We start from the raw sequence: 22837 nt of genomic DNA on the forward strand, positions 1-22837 counted from the left end.
GGTCCTTGACCAGCTCGCTCGGCCGCCCGGGCGGAAGCAGCTCGGCGGCCGTGAGCAGCCCGGTCACCGGGTCTGCGCCGCCCGCTCGTCGTGGTCGCGGAACACCTCGGCGATCTGGTGCCTGCGCTGTTCCATGCGGACGAGTCCGAGGCCGAGCCCGGCGACCGCGTCGCGCACGAGGTCGTACGTCTCCTCGCCCGTCGCCTCGACGAGCAGGATGTGCCCGGCGCCGGGCAGGCCCTCCTCGCGCGCGTGCACCAGGCTGCCGCCGCGCTCCTGAAGCGCCTGCCGCAACGCACCGGTGCCGTCGGGCCGTTCGTCGGTGTCGGTGACCTCGACGGCGAGGGTGCCCATGGTCTGGGTGAAGTCACGGGTGGAGCTGGAACGCAGCAGCTTCCCGCCGTCGATGATCACGACGTGGTCGCAGGTGCGCTCGAGCTCGCCGAGGAGGTGCGAGGTGACCAGGACGGAGATGCCGAAGTCGGTGTGCACCCGGCGGATCAGGCCGAGCATCTCGTCCCGGCCGACGGGGTCGAGGCCGTTGGTGGGCTCGTCCAGGAAGACCACGGAGGGGTCGTGGACGAGCGCCTGGGCGAGCTTGACCCGCTGCTTCATGCCGGTCGAGTAGCCGCCGATGGGGCGGTAGCGCTCTTCGTAGAGCCCGACGTGGCGCAGCGTGTCGGCGGTGCGCTCGCGGGCCGCGGTGGGCGGCAGGCCGGACATCCGCGCCATGTGGACGACGAACTCGGTGGCCGAGACGTCGGGCGGCAGACAGTCGTGCTCGGGCATGTACCCGACACGCTCGCGGATGGCGGCGCCTTCGGTGGCGATGTCCAGGCCGAGGACCTCACCGCGGCCCTCGGTCGCCGGGGACAGGCCGAGCAGAATCTTGATCAGAGTGGACTTACCGGCTCCGTTGGCCCCAACGAGCCCGGTCACACCCGGGCCGATGTCCACGGAGAGCCGGTCGAGAGCGGTCACCCGGGGGAACCGCTTGCTGAGGCTTTCGGTCGCGATCACAGTCACGTTTTCGACGGTAGTGGCGGGGGCCACAGCCGACGTCAGACCAGACTCCTGTATCGGTCTACGCCCTGGGGCGTAGGGGCCCGTAGGGGTACGCCCCCAGAACCAGCCCCTCCGGCAGAACCAGCCCCCTCCGGCGTTTGAGGAGCGGGGGTCCGGGGGCAGCGCCGCCCCACGCGGCGTTGGCCGCATATCGGCACAGCCGGGAAGGGGCGGGACCGGGGAAAGAAGCGCCGCAGGCCCGCCCGCCCCGGCCGCAGAAGTTATCCACAGCCTGCTGCAAGCCCCTTGACGCAGCCGCCGGGCATTGTCACATTCATCAGTGTCAAGTTACGGACACGTAGCGCAGGCGGGCCGCAGGGCTGATGCCGATCACGGGACGGACGGTGGCATGACCTCAGCAGTGGACACCGAACTCAGCGCTGAACTGCGGGGGTTCAGAGAAGTGCAGACGCTCGCGTACGCGTGCGCGGAGTCGGTCGCGGCGCAGCTCAGGCCGGGCGTGACGGAGCGCGAGGCGGCCCGTATGCAGCGGGAGTGGCTGCGCGAGCGCGGCGTGCGCGACTGGTTCCACCTGCCCTTCGCGTGGTTCGGGGACCGCACGGCCTTCGTCGGCTTCAAGATCCCGCTTCAGTTCTTCCCGACCGACCGGAAGCTGGAGCCGGGGATGCCGTTCATCCTCGACATGGCCCCGGTCTACAAGGGCTATACGGCGGACATCGGCTACTCGGGCTGTCTCGGCCTCAACCCCGTGCACGACAAGCTCCTCGCCGACCTGGAGGAGCACCGCGCCCTGATTCTGCGCGAGGTCCGCGAGGGCCGCAGGCTGCGGGAGATCTACGAGGACGTGGAGCGCCTGATGACCCGCCAGGGCTATGCCAACCGGCACCGCGCCTATCCCTTCGGCGTGATCGCGCACAAGGTCGACCGGGTCAAGCAGCGGCGCTTCTCGCCCACGCTGTTCGGCTTCGGCACCCAGTCCCTGAAGGGCCTCGCGAGCGATGCGTTGCACGGCCACCGGGACGGCTGGTCCCCGCTGTGGAGCCCGTACAAGTTCTCCGACCACCCCCCGCAGCCCGGGCTCTGGGCGGTCGAGCCGCACCTCGGATTCAGGGGTACGGGCGCGAAGTTCGAGGAGATCCTGGTCGTCACCGACTCCAAGGACCCCGAGCAGCGCGCGTTCTGGCTGGATGACGATCTGCCGCATGTGCGGCGCTGGGCGGAGGCGAAGGCCGCATGAGCGAGGGTCTGTTGAAGGGCGAGGGTCTGTTGAGGGGCGCGCGGGAGCGCTGGGTGCGTACGGGCGGCGTGGAGCTGTGCGTCGCCGAGCTGGGCGAAGCCGACCGGCCGACGGTCGTGCTTGTGCACGGCTATCCGGACTCCAAGGAGGTCTGGTCGGAGGTCGCGGCCCGGCTGGCGGACCGCTTCCATGTGGTCCTGTACGACGTGCGCGGCCACGGCCGCTCGACCGCGCCGACCCCGCTGCGCGGTGGTTTCACCCTGGAGAAGCTGACCGACGACTTCCTGGCGGTCGTGGACGCGGTCAGCCCCGACAAGCCGGTGCATGTGGTGGGGCACGACTGGGGCTCGGTGCAGTCCTGGGAGTTCGTGACGGTCAAGCGCACCGAGGGCCGGATCGCCTCCTTCACCTCGATGTCGGGCCCGTCCCTTGACCACTTCGGGCACTGGATCAAGAAGCGGATGACCCGCCCGACCCCGCGCCGGGTCGGTCAACTCCTCGGCCAGGGCGCCAAGTCGTGGTACGTGTACATGCTGCACACGCCCGTGCTGCCCGAGCTGGCCTGGCGCGGCCCGCTCGGCAAGCAGTGGCCGAAGATCCTGAGCCGCTTCGAGAAGGTCCCCCGCGGCGGCTACCCGACGCCCTCGCTGCCCTCGGACGCGGCCCACGGCGCCTGGCTCTACCGGGACAACGTCCGGGCACGGCTGTTCCACCCGCGCTCCGACGCGTACGCGCACGCACCCGTGCAGCTGATCACGCCGACCGGCGACGCCTTCCTGTCCCCGCGGCTCTACGACGAACTGGAACTGTGGGTCCCGCAGTTGACCCGCAGGACCTTGGCGGGCATGCACTGGATCCCGCGCACCCGGCCCGACCAACTGACGGCCTGGATCACGGACTTCGTGACGGCCCATGACGACCTGAGCGCACCGGCCGCGCCCGGCGCCCTCGGCGACCGAGAGACACAGGGGGCCGCGGTGGCGGTACGGAATTCCCGGGCGGCGGGCAAGCACGCCGACCGATTCGGCGGACAGCTCGTCCTGGTCACCGGCGCGGCCAGCGGCATCGGCCGGGCCACCGCGTTCGCCTTCGCGGAGGCCGGGGCCCGAGTGGTGGCGGTCGACCGGGATGCCGAGGGCGTGGCCCGTACGGCCGAATTGGCCCAGCTCATCGGCGCACCCGCCGCCTGGGCCGAGACGGTCGACGTCACCGACGAGCAGGCCATGGAGAAGCTCGCCGAGAAGGTCGCCCACGAGTACGGCATCGTGGACGTCCTGGTGAACAACGCCGGGATAGGCGTCTCCGGCTCCTTCTTCGACACCACGGCCGAGGACTGGAAGAAGGTCCTGGACGTCAATCTGTGGGGCGTCATCCACGGCTGCCGGATATTCGGCAAGCAGATGGCCGACCGCGGCCAGGGCGGCCATATCGTCAACACCGCGTCGGCGGCGGCCTATCAGCCCTCCAGGGCCCTGCCCGCGTACAGCACCTCCAAGGCCGCCGTGCTGATGCTCAGCGAGTGCCTGCGCGCCGAGCTGGCCGCGAAGGACATCGGCGTCTCCGCGATCTGCCCGGGCTTCGTGAACACCAACATCACGGCGACCACGCATTTCGCCGGTGTCGACGAGGCGGAGGAGAAGCGCCGCCAGAAGAAGTCCTCCCGCCTCTACGGCCTGCGCAACTACCCGCCGGAGAAGGTCGCTGACGCGATCCTGGGCGCCGTGGTCAAGAACCAGGCCGTCGTCCCGGTCACCCCGGAGGCGCGCGGCGCCCACCTGATGTCCCGCTTCACGCCCAAGGCGCTGCGTGCGATCGCCCGATTGGAGCCGCCGCTGTGAGCACCGAGAGCGCGTACGGATCAAGCCCCGAGGAGCACACCGACACCAACAAGCACACCGCGAGCGAAGAGCACAGGGCTGGCGTCACCGAAAAGGCGGGCACCAAAGAGACCGGCACCCAAAAGACCGCCACCGAAGAGACCAGCGCCCAAAAGACCGGCACCCAAAAGACCGGGACCGAAGAGCACTACGCGATCGTTCCCCGCCGGGTCGCCTTCGACTGGGAGCGGACGCCGCTGCACTGGATACCGGGCGAGCCCACCGCGACACACGTGATCAACGTGCTGCATCTGCTGCTTCCCGCGGGCGAGCGGTGGTTCGTGAAGGTCTTCAAGGAGGGCCTGCCGCTCGTCACGGACCCGGTGCTCCTGAAGGACGTCAAGGGGTTCATGGGCCAGGAGGCCACGCACAGCGTGCAGCACGCGTATGTGCTCGACCACCTGGCCGCGCAGCACCTGGACACCCAGCCGTACACGAAGTACGTCGACTTCCTCTTCGAGAAACTCCTCGGCGAGACCCCGCCGTTGGGCATCCCGATACCCACCCAGGAGTGGCTGCGCGTGCGGCTCTCCATCATCGCCGCGATCGAGCAGTTCACGGCGGTCCTGGGCGACTGGGTGCTCGGCGCCGAGGGCCTGGACGCGGCCGGTGCGGACGAGGTCATGCTGGACCTGCTGCGCTGGCACGGCGCGGAGGAGGTCGAGCACCGCTCGGTCGCCTTCGACATGTACCAGCACTGCGGGGGCCGGGGGCTGCCGCGGTACGCCCGCCGGGTGGGCGGCATGGCGGTCACCGCGCCCGTGATGCTGTTCCTGTGGATCTGGGGCTCCGCCTACCTGATCCGGCACGACCCGGAACTCGCGGGCCGACTGCGCTACTCGCTCACCGAGCACAACAAGGCCGTACGCAAGGGCCTGCTGCCCACCTCGCGGTCGATCGCCGCCGCGATACCCCGCTACCTGCGGCGGTCGTACCATCCCTCGCAGGAGGGCTCGCTGCGCAGGGCCGTCGCATATCTGGCGCAGTCGCCCGCGGCCCGCGTCGCGGCGGGCGCGGTCGGGCGCGCGGCGATCACGTGACGGGGCTGCGCGGGGCGTGCGGCCGGGATACGACGGCCACGGTCGGCCCGGTCGGCCTACTCGGCGTGGTCGGCCCGGTCGGCCTGATCGGCCTGATCGGCCTGGCAGGCGTGGTCGGCCGAGGCAGGGCAGCACGGTGATGGAAGGGCGGGGGAGCGTGGCGTCAGTCTCCGAGTACCGGATCGAGGATCTGGCCCAGCACAGCGGGGCCACGGTCCGTACGATCCGCGCCTACCAGGACCGCGGGCTGCTCCCCCGGCCGGAGCGGCGTGGCCGGTCCAATGTGTACGGCGACGCGCATCTGACCCGGCTCCACCAGATCGCCGCGCTGCTCGACCGCGGCTACACCCTGGCGTCCATCAAGGAGCTCCTGGAAGCCTGGGACGCGGGCCGCGGCCTGGGCGGGGTGCTCGGCCTGGTCGCGGAGATCGACCGCCCATGGTCGGACGAGGAGGCGGACCGGATCACCCGGGCCGAACTGGACGCGAAGTTCGGCGGCAAGCCCGACGAGGCCGCCATCGACGACGCGGTGGAACTCGGCGTCCTGGTGCGCATTCCGGACCGGGACGACGCGTTTCTGGTGCCGAGCCCCCAAGAGCTCGCCGTGGCCGCCGAGTTGCATGCGGCGGGCGTACCGCTATCCGCAATCGCCGATCATCTGCGGGAGTTGCGGGTCCAGGTGGAGCACATCGCCTCCCGCTTCCTGGAGTTCACCACCGAACACGTCTTCGCCCGCTACCTGGGCCACCACCCGCCGAGCGACGCGGAGGCCGACGAAGCGGCCGAGCTGGTACGCAAGCTGCGCCCGCTCGCCCAGCAGACGGTGGACGTCGAACTCGCCCGCGCCATGCGGACATTCGCGACCCGCCACCTCCACCATCACCTGGCGGCCCCGACCCCACCGGCCGCCCGACCCGACCCACCGGTCACCGATGTACCGGTCACCCTGCCGGCCGACACAATGCACTCCGTACAGGCGCTGGTTGGCTCGGAGCGCGCCGCGGAGTTCATCGCGCTCGCTACCGAACGTGAGGTGAGAGCCAGGCAGTTGGACGCGCTCACGTCAAATGACGGACCAGGAGAGGCGATTGACGAACTCGCCTAGGACGCAGAGGAGTTGTCTCGTTGTCCACAGGGACATTCAACAGACCTGTGGATAACCTGGGTTGGCTGTGGATCATGCATAACTCCGGTAAAAATTAAGTGAATTCACGGAACTTATGCGAACGCCCCGGCGAACGTCCAGCAACGGGGAGCGTGAGAAGCGGAGGGCAACCGGGAGCGGGGGCGACCAGGAGCGGGGGGACCGGGAGCGGGAGGCAGGGAGAGCGGCGCACGGAAAAGCAGCCGCACGTAGGCTCGCACCATGAGCACCTCCCTGCGACTGAGCACCCTCATACTGCCCATCCACCGCTGGTCCGACGGCGGCCGCGCCCGCTGGCAGCGCGCCGAGGAGCTCGGCTTCCACACCGCGTACACGTATGACCACCTGGCGTGGCGCACCTTCCGTGACGGACCCTGGTTCGGCGCGGTGCCCACCCTGACCGCCGCGGCCGCCGCCACCTCCCGGCTGCGCCTCGGCACCCTCGTGACCTCGCCGAACTTCCGGCACCCCGTCACGCTCGCCAAGGAGCTGATCACGCTCGACGACATCTCCGGCGGCCGGATCACCCTCGGCGTCGGCGCGGGCGGGAACGGCTGGGACGCGACCACCCTCCTCAAGACCGGCGAGGAGCCCTGGACGCCGCGCGAGCGCGCCGACCGGTTCGGCGAGTTCGTCCCGCTGCTCGACCGGCTGCTGCGGGAGCCCGCCGAGGTGACGTACGAGGGCACGTTCTACTCGGCGAGCGAGGCGCGCAACGTACCCGGCTGTGTCCAGACCCCCCGCCTCCCGTTCGCCGTCGCGGCCACCGGCCCCCGCGGCCTGAAGCTCGCGGCCAAGCACGGGCAGGCATGGGTGACCACGGGGGACCCGAAGGTCAGCGCGTCGGGCACGCCGGAACAGTCGGTTCAGGCCATTCGCGGCCAGCTCGAACGGCTCGACAAGGAGTGCTCGGACCTCGGCCGGGACACCGCAGACCTCGACAAGGTGCTGCTCATCGGCTTCACGCCGGACCGCGCCCGCCCGCTGGAGTCGGTCGACGCGTTCGTGGACTTCGCGGGCCGCCATGCCGAGCTCGGCATCACCGAGTTTGTCGTGCACTGGCCGATCCCGGACTCGGACTTCGCCGCCGACCAGACGGTCTTCGAGCGCATCGCCACGGAGGCGCTGGGCCAGCTCAGCCGCTGAACGGACCGGGGAGATCCGGAAGGAAGGTCCCGGGGGGGCGCGGCCGGGAAGGGTTCGACGGGCCCAGACGACGGCAAGGTTCGACGGCAAGGGCCCGACGGAAAGGGTCCGACGGGACCAGGAACGATCACGGCGGCATCGGCACCGAAAGCGATCACCAGATCACCGGCAGAACCGAAAAGGATCAGCCGATGCGGCCCTCTCAACAGTGCCGCATCGGCCTCAGATGTGCACCGGCGGGAACGCACGTGGGGCATATGCGGCACCATTCCGATATGACCTCAGCGCCTGCGCCCTCACCGGCCCCCGCCACCACGCCGCGGCTGATCGCCACCGACCTCGACGGCACCCTGCTGCGCGACGACAAGTCGGTGTCGGACCGCACGGTCGCGGCCCTGGCCGCCGCCGAGGAGGCCGGAGTCGAGGTCTTCTTCGTCACCGGACGCCCCGCCCGCTGGATGGATGTCGTCAGCGACCACGTGCACGGCCACGGCCTGGCCATCTGCGGCAACGGCGCCGCCGTGGTCGATCTGCACGGCGGCCCCGACACCCACCGCTTCGTGAAGGTCCGCCCCCTGGACCGGGACCCGGCCCTGAGCGTCGTCGACATCCTGCGCACCGCCGCCCCCGGCACGTCCTTCGCGGTGGAGCGGACCAGCGGCATCCACCACGAGCTGGCCTACCCGCCGATGCACCTCGACCCCGCGGTCACCATCGCACCGGCCGAGAAGCTGCTCGCCGAGTTCCCCGCCGACCCGTCGGCGGGCGACCAGCCGGTCCTCAAGCTCCTCGCCCACCACGCCGAGCTGTCCCCGGACGAGTTCCTCGGCCTGGCCCGTACGGCGATCGGCGACACGGCGTCCGTCACCCGGTCCAGCCCCACGGCACTCCTGGAGATCAGCGGACCGGGCGTCTCCAAGGCGAGCACCCTGGCGCTGTGCTGCGCCGAGCGCGGCATCGCCCCCGCGGAGGTCGTGGCCTTCGGAGACATGCCGAACGACATCGAGATGCTGACCTGGGCCGGCCGCTCGTACGCCATGGGCAATGCCCACCCCGATGTGCTCGCCGCGGCCTCGGCCCGGACCGACCCCAACAACGAGGACGGCGTCGCCCTCGTCATCGAACAGCTCCTCGGCATCAAGAGCTAGGCACTCGGCCAGGAGCATCAAGCGCGCCTGCCAGGCGTCGCGCGGCAGGCGGGAGTTTGACGACAGGTCCTAGGGGGCGTCTCCCCCTAGGACCCCACCGGCACCCCGCGCTCCGCCAGCCACGCCACCGGATCCACCGCCGACCCCAGATGTGGGGTGACCCGCGCCTCGAAGTGCAGGTGCGGACCGGTCGAGTTGCCGGTCGAGCCCGCCTGCCCGAGCCACTGCCCGGTCCGCACCCGTTCCCCCTGGTCGACGGTGACCGACGCCAGGTGCGCGTACTGCGTGTAGTACCCGTCCGAGTGCTTGATCAGGACCTCCATGCCGAAGCCCGCCCCGCACTTCACCTGCTCCACCCGTCCCTCGCCGACCGCGCGGACCGGTGTGCCGATGTCGACGGCGAAGTCCTGCCCGGTGTGCCGGTTCGCCCAGTGCTCGCCGGAACCACCGAATCCGGCGGAGAGTTGGTACGTCTCCACGGGCGCGACCCAGGGCTCGTAGGCGAACGGCTCCGGCTGGTCCAGGCGCGCGGCGCCCCGGCACGCGCCCGCCGTGACCTGCTGTTCGGCCTCCTGCTCCAGCGTCGCCCGGGCCTGCTCCAGCTTCTGCTCGATGCCGCGCTTCAGTTCGGCCAGGTCCGCCTGGCGCGCCTGAAGCGACTGCCAGGCCGCCTTCGCCCGCTCCTTCCCGGCGTTCAGGGCCCGCTCCGCCCGTTGGCTGCTTGCGATGGCATTGTTCATCGCGAGATCGGCCTGCCAGGAGAGCCGCTGACTGCGCATCAGCGCCTCGGGATCCTCGGCCAGGAGCAGCTGGGCGGTGTACGACACATCGCCGCCGGTGCGGTACTGGGAGCGCGCGATCCGGCCCAAGTCATCGTGGAGCAGCCGCAGTTCATGGCGCTTCTGGTCGAGCAGCTCCTCCAGGCGTTCGGCCTTGGCACGCTGTCGCTCCGCCGCCCGCCGCCCGGCCTCGTACCGTTCGGTGGCCTTCGCGGCCTCCTCGTACAGCCGCGCCACCTCGGCACTCGTCGACTCCGGCCCCTCGGCGGCGGGGGCCCCGCCGAGTGCGTCGGTGGGACCGCGTACGCCCACGAGCAGCGCGACGAGCACACACAGCACCACCGGAGCGGTCAGCGGACGGCGAGCGGAGCGGCACATTCCCGGATCGTCGCCCGCACCGGCGCGCCCCGCCCGCCTGAGAACGGCAACGGAGTGAGCCACGCCCACGTACGGACCAAGTCACAGACCAAGTCACGGCCCAAGCCACGAACCAAGTCACGGACCAAGCCCGAGCCGTACGGCGTGGTTGGTCAGTGGGGCGCCTGCCACACCACGGACGTCCCCCGCTCCCCGAGCCCCGGCCCGTACCAACTGTCCCCGCCCAGGGACTCCGCACGCCGCTTGAGGTTCTTCAGGCCGCTGCGCCGCCCGCCCTCCGGAATACCGACCCCGTCGTCCGCCACCGTGAGGCGCACCCCGGGCCGCCCGTCCGGCAACGTCGCCGCCGCGTCCACGACGACCTCGATCCGGGTCGCCTCGGCATGCCGGAACGCATTGGACAGCGCCTCGCGCAGCGCCGCGATGAGGTTCTTGCCGACCAGCTCGCCCACCACGGTGTCGACCGGCCCGACGAACCGGCTCGACGGCTTGAAGCCCAGCGGAACGGCCGCCATGTTGATCTCCCGGAGCACCCGGGTCCGCAGCCCGGACGGAGGCTCGGCGGGCCCCTGCTGAAGCGCGAAGATCGCCGTACGGATCTCCTGGATGGTCACATCGAGCTCGTCGACCGCCGTCCCGACACCGTCCCGCACATCGGGCACGACCGCCCGGCGCTGCGCGCTCTCCAGCATCATCCCGGTGGCGAAGAGCCGCTGAATGACCAGGTCGTGCAGGTCACGGGCGATCCGGTCACGGTCCTCGAAGACCGCGAGGCGCTCCCGGTCGCGCTGCGCCTCGGCCATCATCAGGGCCAGCGCGGCCTGCGCCGCGAACTGGCTGGCGAGCGTCTTCTCCGCCTCGGTGAAGGGCGCCGCACCCGGCGCCCGCGGCGTGGCAAGCGCACCGAGCACCCGGCCACCGCTGTTCAACGGCAGCAGCATCGCGGGACCGTAGTTCTGGGCGAAGTTGGTGATCAGCCGGGGGTCGGACCGGGCGTCGTCCACGAACAGCGGCTCCCCGGAGAGCAATTGGTCCACGGCGGGCGACTCCGGCGGCACCACGACGCCGAGCGGGGTCGCCAGTTCGTCCGAGGAGACCGCCACGATCTCCAGGCCGCCCTCCGGCGCGGGCAGCAGCACCATCGCGGACGCCGAGTCGGCCAGCTTCCGCGCCTGTTCGGCGACGACGGTCAGCGCGTCGTCCGCGTCCGCCCCGGAGAGCAGCGCCGTGGTGACGGCCACCGAGCCGTCGATCCAGCGCTCGCGCTGCCGGGTCGCCTCATACAAGCGCGCGTTGCCGATCTGGATCCCGGCCTCGGTGGCGAGCACCTTCACCATGTGCAGGTCGTAGTCGTTGAACGGCCGACCGCCCCGCTTCTCGGTGAGATACAGGTTGCCGAACACCTCGTCCCCCACCCGGATCGGCACCCCGATGAAGGTGTGCATCGGCGGGTGGTGCGGCGGGAAACCCCGCGACCGCGGGTCCTTGCTCAGGTCATCGAGGCGCAGCGACACCGGGTCCTGGATGAGCGCGCCGAGCACCCCGCTGCGGCCGTCCGGCGGCGCGCCGATGCGCTCGCGCTCCTCGTCCGAGATGCCGTGCGTGATGAAGTCGGCGAGCCCATCGCCCTGGTCGTTGATCACGCCGATCGCCGCGTACCGGGCGCCCGTGAGGCTGGCCGCGGTCTCCGCGATGCGGTCCAGGGTGGTGTGCAGCTGGAGCCCGCTGCCCACCGAGACCATGGCCTCCAGCAACTGCGGCAGCCGCGCGGCCAGTTCCTCGGGGAGCGCCTGCAGACTGCGCGCCGCCTGCTCGGCGGCGGCCGTGCCGGTCGCATTCCGATCCGGAAAGGGCGGCGGCGAATCTTCGGGGACTGCGGGCGCTGACATGCCCTTGAGCGTAGTAAGTCCTATTTATCAAGGAAAGTCGGGTACGGGTCTATCGGGTACGGGTTTGTAGATGGGGAGACACCCTCTAGGCCCGCACCAGCTCCGTCTCCCGTTCACGCGCCAGCATCCGCGCCAGCACCCCGCCCTCCTCGGCGGCCAGCTCCGCGTACCCGCCGCGCTGCACGACCCGCCCCTCGTCCAGGACGATCACCTCGTCCACCGCGTCGAGCCCGGCGAGCCGGTGTGTGATCAGCAGCGTCGTCCGCCCCTCGGTCACCGCCAGGAGGTCGGCGGTCAGGGCGTCCGCGGTCTCCAGGTCGAGGTGCTCGGCCGGTTCGTCCAGTACGAGGACGGGGAAGTCGGCGAGCAGCGCGCGGGCCAGGGCGAGCCGCTGCCGCTGCCCGCCGGAGAGCCGGGCACCGTGCTCGCCCACCAGGGTGTCCAGGCCGTCGGGCAGCGAGTCGGCCCAGTCCAGGAGCCGGGCCCGGGCGAGCGCGTCGCGCAGCTCGTCCTCTGTCGCGCCGGTCCTGGCGAGCCTGAGGTTCTCCCGGATCGAGCTGTCGAAGATGTGCGCGTCCTGGGCACACAGGCCGACCACGCGGCGCACCTCGTCACCGTTCAGGACGTACGCGTCCGTTTCGCCCAGGCGGTACGTCCCCGCCTCGGCGTCCAGGAAGCGCAGCAGCACCTGGGCGAGGGTCGTCTTGCCGGAACCCGACGGGCCGACGACGGCGACCCGGCGGCCCCGGTCCAGGGTGAGCCCGACATCGGCGAGCGCGTGGGCCCGCTGTTCCGCGTGCCGCGCGAACAGCCCGTCGACCCGCACCGGGAAGGGATCGGGGGGCGGTGCGGAGACCGACTTCCGGGGGGCGCCGGGGGCCTCGGCCCGTTCGGCGTACGGCTCGGCTCCCGCGGGCACGAGTTCGGCTTCCACAGGCACAGGCTCGGCTTCGACGGGCACGAGCTCGGTCTCCGTGGGGACGCGATCGGGAGCCATCCGCTCTGCGGGCGCGAACTCGGCGGGCGCGGCCGGTTCCCGTACCGGATCCGGAGCGTCGAGCACCTCGAACACCCGCTCCGCGCTCTTGCGCACCCGCTGCCGGAACTGCACCGCGAGCGGCAGCCCGGCCACCGCCTCGAACGCGGCCAGCGGCGTGAGCACCACGACCGCGAGCGCGACCCCGCTGAGCCGCCCGTCGCGGACGGCCCCCACCCCGGCGAGCGCCGCCGCGGCCACGGTCAGACCGCAGGCGAGGGCGGAGAGCCCGGCGCCGAGCGCGGTGGCGGAGGCGGCCCGGGACGCGATCCCGGTGAGCTCCCGGTCGGCCGCCCGCGCCTCGGCCGTACGTGCGCGCAGCGCCCCGGCGACGGTCAACTCGGCGGTGCCGGTGAGGAGATCGGCAACCCGGATGGCCAGGGCGCCGCGTGCCGGGGCGAGCCGCCGCTCCGCCCGGCGGGCCAGGGCGCCGCTCAGGACGGGCACCCCGGCACCGGCGACGAGCAGCCCCCCGGCGAGCAGCACGCCCGCCTCGGGCAGCAGCCACGCGGTGAACCCGACCGCCCCGGCCGAGACGACCACGGCCGCCGACGCGGGCAGCAGCCAGCGCAGCCAGTAGTCCTGGAGCGCGTCCACATCGCCGACCAGACGGGTCAGCAGATCCCCGCGCCTGGCCCGGTGCAGCCCGGCAGGCGCAAGCCGCTCCAGGCGGCGGTATACGGCGACCCGGGTGTCGGCCAGCATCCGCAGTACGGCGTCGTGCGTGACCAGGCGCTCGGCGTACCGGAAGACCGCGCGCCCCAGACCGAACGCCCGGGTCGCGGTCACCGCCACCATCAGATACAGCACCGGAGGCTGCTCGGAGGCCCGCGCGATCAGCCACCCCGAGGTGGCCATCAGCCCGACCGCACTGCCGAGCGCGAGGCTCCCGAGCAGCAACCCCAGAAGCAGCCGCCCCCGCCGCTCCCCGGCCATGTCCCGCACCCGCCCGAGCAGTTCGCGCCCGCCCTTGGAACGCACACCCTCGGGGCGTGCCGAGGCCGTGGCCGAAGCCGAGGGCGAGGGTGAAGCCGAGGCCGAAACCGAAGCCGGGGCCGACGCAGAAACCGCCCCCACAACGTGCGGCTCCCCCCGCTCCTCCCGCACGACCGCCTCGGCCTCGGCCTCGACGTCACCACTCCGTACCGCCGTGGCACCGCCCGGCGCCACCTCCGTAACCGATACCGAACCCCCGTCGGTCACCCCGGCCGGACGTACCGCCGCAGCTCCGGCCGGACGTGCATCCACCGCCTCGGCCGGACGCCCGTCCGCGTCCCCGGCCAGATCCCCATCCCCGGCCAGCCGTACACCCGCAGCCCCATCCGGACGCACGCCAGAAGGCCCCGCCCCCACCGGCCGTACCCCCGAAAGCCCCGCCCCCTCCGAGCCGAGCTCCGAACACCCGGCACCATCCACCCCAAGCCGTACGACCCGGTCAGCCACCGCAAGCAGCGCGGGCCGGTGCACCACAAGGAGCACCGTCCGGCCGACGGCGAGGCGCCGGACCGCCTCGACGATCTCTGCCTCGGTCGCCCCGTCGAGGCTCGCCGTCGGCTCGTCGAGCAGCAGCACGGGCCGGTCCGCGAGGAACGCCCGGGCCAGTGCGAGCCGTTGCCGCTGCCCGGCGGAGAGCCCGGCCCCGTCCTCGCCGAGCCGGGTCGCGAGGCCGTCCGGCAGCGCGGCCACGAAGTCGAGGGCGCCCGCGTCCCGCATCGCCGCGCGTACCGCGTCGTCGGAGGCCTCGGGCCGCGCGAGCCGTACGTTCTCCGCGATGGTCCCGGCGTACAGATGCGGCCGCTGCGGCACCCACGCGACCCGCTCGTGCCAGGCCTCCGGCGAGACCGTGGCCAGGTCGGTCCCGCCGACCCGCACCCGCCCTTCGTCGGGCCGTACGAAGCCGAGCAGCGCGCTCAGGAGGGTCGACTTGCCCGCCCCGCTGGGCCCGACCAGGGCCACGGTCTCGCCTTGTTCCACGTGAAACGTCGCGCCGGTGACGGCGGCGGTCTCCCGTCCCGGGTACCGGACCGTCACCCCCTCGACGCTCAACCTGCCGCTCGGGGCGGGCCCTTCACCGGCCGACGGCACCGGTGTCTCCAGGACCTCGAAGATTTCCTCGGCGGCGGCGAGCCCCTCCGCCGCCGCGTGGTACTGCGCCCCCACCTGCCGCAGCGGCAGATACGCCTCGGGCGCGAGCACAAGCACGACCAGACCGATGTAGAGGTCCATCTCGCCGTGCACGAGCCGCATGCCGATGGTCACCGCCACCAGCGCGACCGACAGGGTGGCGAGCAGTTCGAGCGCGAACGACGACAGGAAGGCGATCCGCAGGGTCCGCATCGTGGCCCGCCGGTACTCGCCGGTGATCCGCCGGATCGACTCGGCCTGCGCCTTGGCCCGCCCGAACACCTTCAGGGTCGGAAGCCCGGCGACGACATCGAGGAAGTGCCCGGAAAGCCGGGAGAGCAGCCGCCACTGACGGTCCATCCGGGCCTGGGTCGCCCAGCCGATGAGCACCATGAAGATCGGGATCAGCGGCAGGGTGACGACGATGATCGCCGCAGAGACCCAGTCCTCGGTGACGATCCGCGCGAGCACCGCGACCGGCACCACGACCGCGAGCCCCAGCTGGGGCAGATAGCGGGCGAAGTAGTCGTCGAGCGCATCGACCCCGCGGGTGGCGAGTGCTACCAGTGATCCGGTGCGCTGCCCACTCAGCCAGCCAGGCCCGAGGGCCCCGGCACGTTCGAGCAACCGCCCCCGCAGCTCCGACTTCACCGCCGCGCTCGCCCGGTGCGCGGACAGTTCGGTGAGCCAGCCGACGGCCCCGCGCCCCACCGCCACGGCCGCGAGCAGCAGCAACGGCGTACGCAGCGCGGAGCCGTCGAGCCCCTGCTGGAAACCGCCCACCACGACCTCGGCGATGAGCATCGCCTGGGCGACGACCAGGCCCGCCCCGGCCAGCCCGAGCACCACCACCGCGATCAGGAAGAAGCGGGTGGCCCTGGCGTACCGGAGCAGACGCGGGTCGATCGGTTTCACGTGAAACAGCCCCTAGTGCGCATCGACGGCGATGTGCTGTGTGCCGATCCGCTTGCGGAACACCCAGTAGGTCCAGCCCTGGTAGAGCAGCACGATCGGGGTCGCGATGCCGGCGCACCAGGTCATGATCTTCAGGGTGTACGGGCTCGACGAGGCGTTGGTGACCGTAAGGCTCCAGGCCTCATTGAGCGAGGACGGCATGACGTTCGGGAAGAGCGTCAGGAACAGCATGGCCACCGCGGCCGCGATCGTGACCCCGGAGAGCGCGAACGACCAGCCCTCGCGCCCCGCCTTGATGGCCCCGATGGCCCCGACCAGGGCGAGCGCCGCCACGAGCATCGCGATGAGGCTCGTGCCGTTGCCCTTGTCGGCCTGGGTCCAGATCAGGAAGCCGAGGGCGAGCACGGCCGTCACCAGGCCCAGGGTGAGCGCCAGCTTCCGCGCCCGCATCCGGATGTCCCCGGTGGTCTTCAGGGCCACGAACACCGCGCCGTGGAAGGTGAACAGGGAGAGGGTGACGAGCCCGCCCAGGATCGCGTACGGGTTGAGCAGATCCCAGAAGGTGCCGACGTACTCCAGGTCCTGATCGATCTTGACGCCCCGGGTGATATTGCCGAAGGCCACGCCCCAGAGGAGCGCGGGGAGCAGCGAGGTCCAGAAGATCGCGTGTTCCCAGTTGGTCTGCCAGCGGTCCTCATCCCGCTTGTGCCGGTACTCGAACGCGACCCCGCGCACGATCAGGCAGACCAGGATGAGCAGCAGCGGCAGATAGAAGCCGGAGAACAGCGTCGCGTACCACTCCGGGAAGGCGGCGAAGGTGGCGCCACCGGCGGTGAGCAGCCACACCTCGTTGCCGTCCCAGACGGGACCGATGGTGTTGATGAGCACCCGCCGCTCGGTCCGGTCCCGGGCGAGCAGCTTGGTCAGGATTCCCACCCCGAAGTCGAAGCCCTCGAGGAAGAAGTAGCCGATCCAGAGGACGGCGATCAGCACGAACCAGATGTCGTGGAGTTGCATGCTTGCGCTCCTCAGGGCTCAGTACGAGAAGGCCATCGGCCGGTCGGGATCACGGTCGCCGCCGATCTTGGTGGGCGGGTTGAGGTCGGACTCGGTGAGCTCGGGCGGTCCGGCCTTGGCGTACTTGACGAGCAGCCTGACCTCGATGACGGCGAGCGCCGCGTAGAGCGCCGTGTAGACGATCATCGAGGTGAGGACCTCACCCTGGGAAACATTGGGGGAGACGGCGGCGGAGGTCTTGAGCACCCCGAAGACGACCCACGGCTGGCGGCCCATCTCGGTGAAGATCCAGCCCCAGGAGTTGGCGATCAGCGGGAAGCCCATGGTCACAAGGGCGAGCCACCAGTACAGCTTGGTGAACTTGGGGCTCAGGGCCTTGTTCCGGAAGAGCACGAGATGCGGCACCTCGTCCTCGCCCACCCGCATCGACTGCGGCAGGAGGAACTTCTTCCGGGTCAGCCAGAGCCCGAGCAGGCCGATGCCGAGCGAGGCCATGCCGAAGCCGATCATCCAGCGGAAGCCCCAGTACGCGACCGGGATATTGGGCCGGTAGTCGCCGGGCCCGTACTTCTGCTGCATCTGCTCGTTCAGGTCGTTGATGCCCGGGACGTGCTCGCTGAAGTTGTTGTGGGCGAGGAAGGAGAGCAAGCCGGGGACCTCGATGGCGACCGTGTTGTGTCCCTTGTCCACGTCCCCGTAGGCGAAGACCGAGAAGGGCGCGGAGTCCTCTCCGTCCCAGAGCGCCTCGGCTGCGGCCATCTTCATCGGCTGCTGCTCGAACATGATCTTGCCGAGGATGTCGCCGCTGACCGCGGTGAGCAGTCCGCTGATGACGACGGTGACGAGGCCCAGGCGGAGCGAGGTCTTCATCACCGGCACGTGCTTCTTGCGCGCCATGTGGAAGGCCGCTATGCCGACCATGAACGCGCCGCCGACCAGGAAGGCCGCGGTGAGCGTGTGGAACATCTGGGCCAGGGCGGTGTTCTGGGTGAGCACCTGCCAGAAGTCGGTGAGCTCGGCCCGGCCCCGCTCCCCGTTTATGCGGTAGCCGACCGGATGCTGCATCCAGGAGTTGGCGGCGAGGATGAAGTAGGCGGAGAGGACCGTGCCGATCGAGACCATCCAGATGGTGGCCAGGTGCAGCTTCTTCGGCAGCTTGTCCCAGCCGAAGATCCACAGCCCGATGAAGGTGGACTCGAAGAAGAAGGCGATCAGCGCCTCGAAGGCGAGCGGGGCACCGAAGATGTCACCGACGAACCGCGAGTAGTCGGACCAGTTCATGCCGAACTGGAACTCCTGCAGGATGCCCGTGACGACACCCATCGCGATGTTGATCAGGAACAGCTTGCCCCAGAACTTGGTGGCCTTGAGGTACTTCTCCTTCTCGGTCCGCACCCACGCGGTCTGCAGGCCCGCGACGAGCGCTGCTAGCGAGATCGTGAGCGGGACGAAGAGGAAGTGGTAGACGGTGGTGATGCCGAACTGCCATCGCGCCAGAGTTTCTGGCGCCAGTGCCAGGTCCACGTCGTCAGTCTCCTTACGTCGCCGTAATCACAGCGGCACTTTGCCCGGTTCCGCCCCGGCCATCGCAGTCAAAGCAGGACGAGAGGGGCAAGCTTGTGAACGCGTTCACATTCACAAGCCATTATGACGCATGGACTTTCGAACGGGTTCAGGTGGGGGGTCCTTAACCGGACCCTGCTCCACCTCTTCCCAAGAACTTCAACATCTTGTTGAATCCGCGGCATGCAGATCCGTATCTCCTGGCCCGCCGGGCATCTCACCGCGACCCTCGAGGACACCCCGACCACCCAGGCGCTCCGCACGGCCCTGCCGCTCACGGCATCCGCCAATACCTGGGGCGAAGAGGTCTACTTCGACACCGGCGTGGTCGTCGACCGCGAGGCCGACGCCCAGCAGGTGGTCGAGCCGGGCACCGTCGCCTTCTGGACCGACGGCGACGCGCTCGCCCTGCCATACGGCCCCACGCCGATATCCCGTGGCGACGAGTGCCGCCTCGCCAGCCCCTGCAACCTCCTGGGCACCCTCGACGGCGACCCCCGCCGCCTCGCCACGGTCCGCAGCGGTGACCCGATCCGCGTGGAGCTGGTCGAGCCCTAGAGGGAGACACCCCCTAGGGCCCGTCTCCCCGATCTTCGCGGCCCGAGCTGACTTCTTCCGGACCCGGTCACCACTCCTTGCGGAACGCCTCCGCCGTCTTCAAGAAGATGTCGTTCGCCTCGGGCTCGCCGATCGTGACCCGTACGCCCTCGCCGGGGAAGGGCCGCACCACCACACCGGCCTTCTCGCAGGCGGCCGCGAACGGAACCGTGCGCTCCCCGAGCCGCAGCCATACGAAGTTGGCCTGCGACTCGGGGACGGTCCAGCCCTGCCCCGTCAGCCCGGCGGACACCCGCACCCGCTCCGAGACCAACGAGCCGACCCGGCCCAGGAGTTCGTCCTCCGCCCGCAGCGACGCCACCGCGGCCTCCTGCGCGAGCTGGCTCACCCCGAACGGCACCGCAGTCTTGCGCAGCGCCGCCGCCACCGGCTCATGGGCGATCGCGAAGCCCACCCGCAGCCCCGCCAGGCCGTACGCCTTGGAGAAGGTGCGCAGCACACACACATTGGGCCGGTCACGGTAGAGCGCGATCCCGTCCGGCACAGCACCTCCCTCACCTTCGGCGGCTCGAATGAACTCCCGGTAAGCCTCGTCGAGGACCACGAGCACATCGCCCGGTACCCGGTCCAGGAAGCGCTCCAGCTCGGCGCGGCGCACCACCGTGCCCGTCGGGTTGTTGGGGTTGCAGACGAAGATCAGTCGCGTCCGGTCGGTGATCGCGTCCGCCATCGCGTCGAGGTCGTGCACGTCCCCCTCGGTCAGCGGCACCTGCACCGACGTCGCCCCGCTGATCTGCGTGATGATCGGGTACGCCTCGAAGGACCGCCAGGCGTAGATCACCTCGTCGCCCGGGCCCGAGGTGGCCTGGAGCAGCTGCTGGGCGACGCCCACCGAGCCCGTGCCCGTGGCCAGGTGCGCGAGCGGGACGTCGAAGCGCTCGGACAGCTCGCTCATCAGGCCCGTGCAGGCCATGTCCGGGTAGCGGTTGAAGGACTCGGCCGCCACCGTCACCTGCTCCATCACACCGGGGAGCGGCGGATACGGGTTCTCGTTGGAGGACAGCTTGTAAGCCACCGGGCCGCCGGCCGCGGCAGGCCTGCCGGGCTTGTACGTCGGGATGCCGTCCAGCTCGGCGCGCAGCTTCGGGCTCTTCTCGCTCACCGCAGGTCCTCCTCGTACCACCAAGGTTCGAATACTGCTCACCCTATGAGGATTCGGCCCCGCTGCGAATGCCCTGGGGAAAACCGCCCCTCGCGCCTGCGCCCCGCGCGGCAGGGAGGGGGCGCGCCCCTTGGCGGTCCGTGCGCCGGTGGCTCACTCCGTGGCGCGCATCCCCCGTGCAGGTGAGTTGAGACCTCTTCGAGACCTCGGAGATTTGGCAGGCCCTCCCGCGTCAGCGGCCTAGGGAGCACCCCTTGATCCCCCAACTCCCTTACCTTCGAAGGTCATTGACATACTTTCACCATGCAGAAACGTGCCTGTCAACGGGTGCATATGCGCCCGTCGAGACCCCCCTCATGAGCCCTACTATCGGCTCGCCATGACAGCAGCAGGGAAGCACCAGGTGAGCCGGGCACAGACTCGGGGAAGCCGGCAGGGTCGGGCGGGTATCCGGGACGTGGCCGCCGCAGCCGGTGTCTCCATCACGACCGTCTCCGACGCGCTCAACGGCAAGGGCCGGCTCCCCGACGCCACCCGCCAACATGTCCGGGAGGTCGCGGACCGCCTCGGCTACCGCCCCTCCGCCGCCGCGCGCACACTCCGGACCGGCAAGTCGGGACTGATCGGCCTGACGGTGACGACGTATGGGGATGAACCTTTCACCTTCACCGAATTCGCCTATTTCGCGGAGATGGCCAGAGCCGCTACCTCCGCCGCTCTCGACCGCGGCTATGCCCTGGTGATTCTGCCCGCGACCTCGCGCCACGACGTGTGGTCGAACGTGGCGCTTGACGGCACCGTGGTCATCGACCCCTCGGACCAGGACCCGGTCGTCAGCGAGTTGGTGCGCCAAGGGCTGCCCGTCGTCTCCGACGGCCGCCCGGCGGGCTCGCTGCCCGTCACCGCCTGGGTCGACAACGACCACGAGGCCGCCGTGCTCGGCATCCTCGACCACCTCGCCGCGGCCGGCGCCCGCCGTATCGGCCTCCTCACCGGCACCACCACGGACACCTACACCCGGCTCTCCACCACCGCCTATCTGCGCTGGTGCGACCGCGTCGGTCAGGATCCGGTGTACGAGGCGTATCCCGCCCACGACCCGTGCGCAGGCGCCGTCGCCGCCGACCGACTGCTCGCCCGCCCGGACCGGCCCGACGCGGTGTACGGCCTGTTCGACCCCAACGGCACCGACCTCCTCTCCGCGGCCCGCCGCTACGGCCTGCGCGTCCCCGAAGACCTGCTCCTGGTCTGCTGCAGCGAGTCCACGGTCTACGCGAACACCGAGCCGCCCATCACCACGCTCTCCCTCAAACCGCGCCGCATCGGCACGGCCGTCGTGGAGTTGCTCATCGACGCGATCGAGAGCACCGAGGAGGGTCACCCGGTCGAGCAGGTGATACCGACCGAGCTGCTCGTACGGACCTCTTCGCAGCGGCGCCCCTCACGCACCACGGTCAGCCCACCGCGTACACCGGACCAGGGATAGGTCCTGCTCGGCAGGAGATCGAGCGAAGAGCCGTACCAATTCGGGATAAAACCGCGACGAACTGCGGTCCGGCCCTGATTCACCACCCCTGGTGCATCACACAGCACGAGCCGCATTCCTATGATGGGCGCACGACACCGCGGACCGCTGCGACCAGGCCGTCCGACTTGGTGGAGAAATGCGGCGCAACGGTGGTGGAGGGGTCGATGACTCAGGGGGCCGGTCAGGGACCCGCGGTGCGTACAGACACGGTGCGCGATTTCCGCGTGCCTGCTTATGTGCACCAGGGCGACCAGGAGCCTCCCTTGAGCGAGGAACCCGACGGCTATACGCCCACCCAGCGCGACCTGCCCGTCATCAACCGCGGTGACGTCATCAATCGCGGGGACACGGTTCAGGTGCACATCACCGAGGCGGCACCGGGCACGCCGGACGGACCCGGACCGCTCTATGTCGTCGGCGATGTGCACGGCTACCTCGAAGAGCTGGTGGTCGCGCTGCGCGAGCAGGGCATCATCGACGCCGAGGGCGACTGGTGCGCGGGGAACACCCGGCTGTGGTTCCTCGGCGACTTCACCGACCGGGGCCCGGACGGCATCGGCGTGATCGACCTCGTGATGCGCCTCTCCGCACAGGCGGCCGCCGCCGGCGGGTACTGCAAGGCCCTGATGGGCAACCACGAGTTGCTTCTGCTCGGCGCCAAGCGGTTCGGGGACACCCCGGTGAACTCCGGCGCGGGCACCGCCACCTTCCAGGCCGCCTGGCTCCTGAACGGCGGTCAGAAGTCCGACATGGACCGCCTGCAGGAGGTCCATCTGCAGTGGATGGCCCGGCTCGACGCCATCGAGCTGGAGGACGACCACCTGCTCGTGCACTCCGACACCACGGCGTATCTCGGGTACGGCGACTCGATCGAGGCCGTCAACGACACCATCCGCGAGGCCCTCACCCGTAACGACCCCGACGAGTGCTGGGACCTCTTCCGCAAGTTCACCAAGCGCTTCGCATTCCGCGACGAGGGCGGCGCACAGGCCGTCCGCGAACTCCTCGGGACCTACGGCGGCACCCGCATCGTCCACGGCCACAGCCCCATCCCGTATCTGCTCGGCGAGGTCGGCTCCGAGGACGGCGAAGACGGCGCGGGTCCTCAGGTCGAGGGGCCGCATGTGTACGCCGACGGGCTCGCCATCGCCATGGACGGCGGAGTGACCATGGCCGGAAAACTACTGGTCTGCCAACTCCCCTTGGATAAATGACCATTGCCCGGGCAGGCGGTCAGCGAAGCGAACCTCGCTGACCAGCGGCCAATTTC

Annotated in this window: 17 protein-coding genes; 10 read left to right on the forward strand and 7 right to left on the reverse strand. The window is 70.6% G+C overall.

Features of this window, described 5'->3' with window-relative positions:
- Positions 1-63: 63 nt before the first annotated feature.
- Positions 64-1026: an ABC transporter ATP-binding protein gene (locus tag ACWD10_RS33805; RefSeq protein WP_451097497.1), complete on the reverse strand. Its 963-nt coding sequence runs from the start codon at positions 1024-1026 to the stop codon at positions 64-66.
- A gap of 388 nt (positions 1027-1414) precedes the next feature.
- On the opposite strand from ACWD10_RS33805, the gene ACWD10_RS33810 reads away from it, so the two are divergent.
- The 7 genes from ACWD10_RS33810 (at position 1415) to ACWD10_RS33840 (ending at position 8618) form a co-directional block, all read left to right on the forward strand.
- Positions 1415-2263 (forward strand): M24 family metallopeptidase, encoded by an 849-nt coding sequence (locus tag ACWD10_RS33810; RefSeq protein WP_451097498.1) that lies wholly within the window; start codon positions 1415-1417, stop codon positions 2261-2263.
- Positions 2260-4101: an SDR family oxidoreductase gene (locus ACWD10_RS33815; protein WP_451097499.1), complete on the forward strand. Its 1842-nt coding sequence runs from the start codon at positions 2260-2262 to the stop codon at positions 4099-4101. The genes ACWD10_RS33810 and ACWD10_RS33815 overlap by 4 nt, the downstream gene beginning before the upstream one ends.
- Positions 4102-4295: 194 nt before the next feature.
- Positions 4296-5180, forward strand: a complete 885-nt coding sequence (locus tag ACWD10_RS33820; protein WP_451097543.1) for a metal-dependent hydrolase — start codon at positions 4296-4298, stop codon at positions 5178-5180.
- Positions 5177-5320, forward strand: coding sequence for a hypothetical protein (locus ACWD10_RS33825; RefSeq protein WP_451097500.1), 144 nt, complete (start codon positions 5177-5179; stop codon positions 5318-5320). Before ACWD10_RS33820 ends, ACWD10_RS33825 begins: the two co-directional genes overlap by 4 nt.
- Entirely contained in the window at positions 5320-6285 is a 966-nt protein-coding gene (locus ACWD10_RS33830; protein ID WP_451097501.1) for a MerR family transcriptional regulator, read from the forward strand. The genes ACWD10_RS33825 and ACWD10_RS33830 overlap by 1 nt, the downstream gene beginning before the upstream one ends.
- 261 nt (positions 6286-6546) lie before the next feature.
- Positions 6547-7470 (forward strand): LLM class flavin-dependent oxidoreductase, encoded by a 924-nt coding sequence (locus ACWD10_RS33835; RefSeq protein ID WP_451097502.1) that lies wholly within the window; start codon positions 6547-6549, stop codon positions 7468-7470.
- Between the two features lie 275 nt (positions 7471-7745).
- The gene (locus ACWD10_RS33840; RefSeq protein ID WP_451097503.1) at positions 7746-8618 is read left to right on the forward strand and encodes a Cof-type HAD-IIB family hydrolase; all 873 of its coding nucleotides are present in this window, start codon (positions 7746-7748) and stop codon (positions 8616-8618) included.
- A gap of 86 nt (positions 8619-8704) precedes the next feature.
- Here ACWD10_RS33840 and ACWD10_RS33845 read toward each other — a convergent pair whose 3' ends face one another.
- The 5 genes from ACWD10_RS33845 to ACWD10_RS33865 all read right to left on the reverse strand — a co-directional run bounded on the left by ACWD10_RS33845 (position 8705) and on the right by ACWD10_RS33865 (position 18280).
- Positions 8705-9775 carry a peptidoglycan DD-metalloendopeptidase family protein gene (locus ACWD10_RS33845; protein WP_451097504.1) on the reverse strand — a complete coding sequence of 357 codons (1071 nt, stop codon included), beginning with the start codon at positions 9773-9775 and terminating at the stop codon, positions 8705-8707.
- Between the two features lie 152 nt (positions 9776-9927).
- Entirely contained in the window at positions 9928-11664 is a 1737-nt protein-coding gene (locus ACWD10_RS33850; protein WP_451097505.1) for a GAF domain-containing sensor histidine kinase, read from the reverse strand.
- Positions 11665-11749: 85 nt separating this feature from the next.
- Positions 11750-15739 carry a thiol reductant ABC exporter subunit CydD gene (cydD, locus tag ACWD10_RS33855; RefSeq protein ID WP_451097506.1) on the reverse strand — a complete coding sequence of 1330 codons (3990 nt, stop codon included), beginning with the start codon at positions 15737-15739 and terminating at the stop codon, positions 11750-11752.
- 12 nt (positions 15740-15751) lie between these two features.
- Positions 15752-16756 carry a cytochrome d ubiquinol oxidase subunit II gene (gene cydB / locus ACWD10_RS33860; protein WP_451097507.1) on the reverse strand — a complete coding sequence of 335 codons (1005 nt, stop codon included), beginning with the start codon at positions 16754-16756 and terminating at the stop codon, positions 15752-15754.
- Between the two features lie 18 nt (positions 16757-16774).
- Entirely contained in the window at positions 16775-18280 is a 1506-nt protein-coding gene (locus tag ACWD10_RS33865) for a cytochrome ubiquinol oxidase subunit I (protein WP_451097508.1), read from the reverse strand.
- Between the two features lie 222 nt (positions 18281-18502).
- On the opposite strand from ACWD10_RS33865, the gene ACWD10_RS33870 reads away from it, so the two are divergent.
- Positions 18503-18877 (forward strand): cyclophilin-like fold protein, encoded by a 375-nt coding sequence (locus tag ACWD10_RS33870; protein ID WP_451097509.1) that lies wholly within the window; start codon positions 18503-18505, stop codon positions 18875-18877.
- A 67-nt stretch (positions 18878-18944) separates the two neighbouring features.
- Here ACWD10_RS33870 and hisC read toward each other — a convergent pair whose 3' ends face one another.
- On the reverse strand, positions 18945-20039 hold the full coding sequence (gene hisC, locus ACWD10_RS33875) for a histidinol-phosphate transaminase (RefSeq protein WP_451097510.1): 1095 nt from the start codon (positions 20037-20039) through the stop codon (positions 18945-18947).
- A gap of 379 nt (positions 20040-20418) precedes the next feature.
- On the opposite strand from hisC, the gene ACWD10_RS33880 reads away from it, so the two are divergent.
- Both ACWD10_RS33880 and ACWD10_RS33885 read left to right on the forward strand, forming a co-directional pair.
- On the forward strand, positions 20419-21525 hold the full coding sequence (locus ACWD10_RS33880; protein ID WP_451097511.1) for a LacI family DNA-binding transcriptional regulator: 1107 nt from the start codon (positions 20419-20421) through the stop codon (positions 21523-21525).
- A gap of 206 nt (positions 21526-21731) precedes the next feature.
- The gene (locus tag ACWD10_RS33885) at positions 21732-22781 is read left to right on the forward strand and encodes a metallophosphoesterase (RefSeq protein WP_451097512.1); all 1050 of its coding nucleotides are present in this window, start codon (positions 21732-21734) and stop codon (positions 22779-22781) included.
- The last annotated feature ends 56 nt before the right edge of the window (positions 22782-22837 follow it).

It is taken from the genome of Streptomyces sp. NPDC002851 (assembly GCF_053591935.1).

Excerpts from the sequence above, each read along its gene's own strand:
- ACWD10_RS33810 (WP_451097498.1), top strand. The coding sequence starts at position 1,415 with ATGACCTCAGCAGTGGACACCGAACTCAGCGCTGAACTGCGGGGGTTC.
- ACWD10_RS33815 (WP_451097499.1), top strand. The coding sequence starts at position 2,260 with ATGAGCGAGGGTCTGTTGAAGGGCGAGGGTCTGTTGAGGGGCGCGCGG.
- ACWD10_RS33830 (WP_451097501.1), top strand. The coding sequence starts at position 5,320 with ATGGAAGGGCGGGGGAGCGTGGCGTCAGTCTCCGAGTACCGGATCGAG.
- ACWD10_RS33835 (WP_451097502.1), top strand. The coding sequence starts at position 6,547 with ATGAGCACCTCCCTGCGACTGAGCACCCTCATACTGCCCATCCACCGC.
- ACWD10_RS33840 (WP_451097503.1), top strand. The coding sequence starts at position 7,746 with ATGACCTCAGCGCCTGCGCCCTCACCGGCCCCCGCCACCACGCCGCGG.
- ACWD10_RS33845 (WP_451097504.1), bottom strand. The coding sequence starts at position 9,775 with ATGTGCCGCTCCGCTCGCCGTCCGCTGACCGCTCCGGTGGTGCTGTGT.
- ACWD10_RS33850 (WP_451097505.1), bottom strand. The coding sequence starts at position 11,664 with ATGTCAGCGCCCGCAGTCCCCGAAGATTCGCCGCCGCCCTTTCCGGAT.
- cydB (WP_451097507.1), bottom strand. The coding sequence starts at position 16,756 with ATGCAACTCCACGACATCTGGTTCGTGCTGATCGCCGTCCTCTGGATC.
- ACWD10_RS33870 (WP_451097509.1), top strand. The coding sequence starts at position 18,503 with ATGCAGATCCGTATCTCCTGGCCCGCCGGGCATCTCACCGCGACCCTC.
- ACWD10_RS33880 (WP_451097511.1), top strand. The coding sequence starts at position 20,419 with ATGACAGCAGCAGGGAAGCACCAGGTGAGCCGGGCACAGACTCGGGGA.
- ACWD10_RS33885 (WP_451097512.1), top strand. The coding sequence starts at position 21,732 with ATGACTCAGGGGGCCGGTCAGGGACCCGCGGTGCGTACAGACACGGTG.